The sequence below is a fragment of the Acetobacter garciniae genome (assembly GCF_017377735.1).
Lineage (GTDB): Bacteria > Pseudomonadota > Alphaproteobacteria > Acetobacterales > Acetobacteraceae > Acetobacter > Acetobacter garciniae.
Genome location: NZ_JAFVMH010000030.1, coordinates 1 through 2,456 on the forward strand (window position 1 = coordinate 1; position 2,456 = coordinate 2,456).

Here is a 2,456-nt window from a genome sequence, read left to right on the forward strand (position 1 = left end):
GCCCTCTGACTCTAAAAGCTCCGGACACGCCCAAAATCCGCAGCCTTTTCCCGGCAGGAAACGACAGCAATGGCGAATGTCTGGAATTGAGAAGAAATCAGAGAAACCGGGCAATGTAAAAGAAAAGCACGACCAGGTTTTAATTATGGATTTCGAAACAAATACTTAAACGACCAAAGAAGGTAAAGCAGCGAATTCGATAAAATCCTGCAGATATCGAACCTCTTCATCAGTTTCGCGGTAACCAAGAAATATCTGCTTTGCAATGCCCTTTTTACCAAGCTTGACCGGGTAAAGGTCAAAGCGTGGTGTATACTCTTCCACAAGCCAGCGTGGAAGTGCTGCAACGCCCCTTCCATGTGCCACCATCACCAGCATGATATCCGTAGTTTCAATCTGTTTCTGCTGCCGCGGACCAATACCGGCAGGCTGCAGAAACTGCGTATAGATATCCAGCCGCTCGGACAGAACGGGATAGGTGATCAATGTTTCGCCAGCAAGCTGTTCCGGCAGGACGAACTTCTCATTCCGCAGAGGGTGTTCAGGGCCAACGGCCAGAACGAGTTCATAATCGAATACCGGTGTGAATTTCAGGCCGGGTTTGTAAAGCGGATCAGGGGTGACCACGATGTCAATCTCATTGCTGAACAACGCGCCAATACCGCCAAACTGGAACTTCTGCCGTACATCCACGTCAACTTTGGGCCATCGCTCCAGATACGGAGAGACGACTTTCAGAAGCCATTGATAGCAGGGATGACACTCCATGCCGATGCGGAGTGTACCACGTCCGCCATTTGCGAACTGTTCAAGGCGGCTTTCCGCCAGCTCGAATTGAGGAAGCAGGCGGTTCGCCAGAGCAAGCAGCCATTCGCCTGCCTGATTGAGCACAAGGGAGCGTCCCTCCCGCCGCCATATCTTTACGCCAAGCTGCTGTTCAATCTTGCGGATGGCGTGACTGAGCGCCGGCTGGGTCAGGTTCAGACGCATCCCTGCGGCCGTCAATGAGCCTTCTCGCGCGACTTCCCGAATAATTGTCAGATGATTGCGCTCCAGAACACCCATGGCTTACCTCTCGTAATGCACCAAATTTATATAATCATAAAAATATATCATTTCAGTTCACTTCCATAAATTTTTATCATGATGGCTTACATGATTCTTTCGGATAGTTTTCCATGATCCCGACCGATAATCGTGGCCTCCTGTGCTTTGACTCTGAATACAAATTCGATCTCCTGCATAAGACATGCACGGAAAGAGCCGTTTCCCTGCAACTGACATGACAGACAGACTGAACGGATTGGTGTCGGAACAACGGATCGGTAACCTGCTGTCGTGCAGCCGCGACATGCCGACACCTGCGCTTTCCTTTGAATTCATCCCGCCAAGAACAGAACCTATGGAGCAGCGGTTATGGCAGTGCATCCGGCGCCTTGCACCGCTTTCGCCCCACTTTGTGTCCGTGACCTATGGTGCGGGCGGAAGCACTCAGGCCAGCACTTATGCTACGGTGTTGCGCCTCAGGCGTGAGACTGACCTCGTACCGGCTGCCCATCTGACATGTGTCGGCGCGACGCGGGAGGAAGTCGATGCTGTCGCCCGCAGGTATTGGGAAGCAGGGGTGAAGCACATCGTGGCACTGCGCGGCGATCCGCCTGCCGGCGCGGTCGGCTACACGCCCCATCCGGGTGGTTACGCCTATGCCAGCGATCTTGTCCCAGGGCTGCGTCGCATCGCCGATTTTGACATCTCCGTCGCTGCCTACCCGGAAACGCATCCGGCGGCCCTGAGCCCTGAAGCCGATCTCGACAACCTCAAACGCAAGCTCGATGCGGGGGCAACACGCGCCATCACGCAGTATTTCTTTGATGCTTCGACCTGTCTGCGCTTCCTTGAGCGGTGTCAGTCCGCTGGTATCACCGCGCCCATCATTCCGGGCATCATGCCGGTCTCGAATTACGAGCATGTGGCACGCTTCTCGACGCTCTGCGGGGTCACGGTGCCGGTCTGGCTCACGCGTCTTTTTGAAGACACCGACGGAAACCTGGAACTCCGGCGCATTGTCGCCAGTATCGTGGCGGTGGAACAGATCCGGACCTTGCAAACCAACGGTATCAACGAATTTCATATCTCCACGCTGAATCGCGCGGACCCGACTTTTGCAATCGCCCATATCCTCGGACTGCGGACGACCGGCCGTTGCATGTCGGATAATGTGGCAGATTATTCGGAACAGGAAGAGACAACCGATGAACGAGAAGCCGAGACAGAGTCTGACACCCCCGGACGGGCAGAAGAAGGTGCTTCTCCATTCATGCTGCGCACCATGTTCGGGTGAGGTGATGGAGGCGATGATAGCATCGGGCATCGACTACACGATCTTCTTCTACACCCCGAACATCCACCCCGAGCGGGAGTATCTCCTCCGGAAGGACGAGAATATCCGCTTTGCC

The 2,456-nt window shown here is 54.5% G+C and carries 3 protein-coding genes; 2 read left to right on the forward strand and 1 reads right to left on the reverse strand.

Features of this window, described 5'->3' with window-relative positions; translation table 11 throughout:
- Positions 1–165: 165 nt before the first annotated feature.
- Positions 166–1,065: a LysR family transcriptional regulator gene (locus J2D77_RS17020; RefSeq protein ID WP_078527143.1), complete on the reverse strand. Its 900-nt coding sequence runs from the start codon at positions 1,063–1,065 to the stop codon at positions 166–168.
- Positions 1,066–1,282: 217 nt separating this feature from the next.
- Between J2D77_RS17020 and metF the strand changes: the two genes are divergently transcribed.
- Together metF and J2D77_RS17665 are read left to right on the forward strand one after the other, a co-directional pair.
- Entirely contained in the window at positions 1,283–2,341 is a 1,059-nt protein-coding gene (gene metF / locus J2D77_RS17025; protein ID WP_078527141.1) for a methylenetetrahydrofolate reductase [NAD(P)H], read from the forward strand.
- A 13-nt stretch (positions 2,342–2,354) separates the two neighbouring features.
- The coding region (locus tag J2D77_RS17665; protein WP_230975921.1) for an epoxyqueuosine reductase QueH at positions 2,355–2,456 on the forward strand (102 nt) is incomplete at its 3' end.

Bases quoted from the DNA above. Each gene is read 5' to 3' on its own strand.
- metF (WP_078527141.1), top strand. From the start codon at position 1,283: ATGACAGACAGACTGAACGGATTGGTGTCGGAACAACGGATCGGTAAC.
- J2D77_RS17020 (WP_078527143.1), bottom strand. From the start codon at position 1,065: ATGGGTGTTCTGGAGCGCAATCATCTGACAATTATTCGGGAAGTCGCG.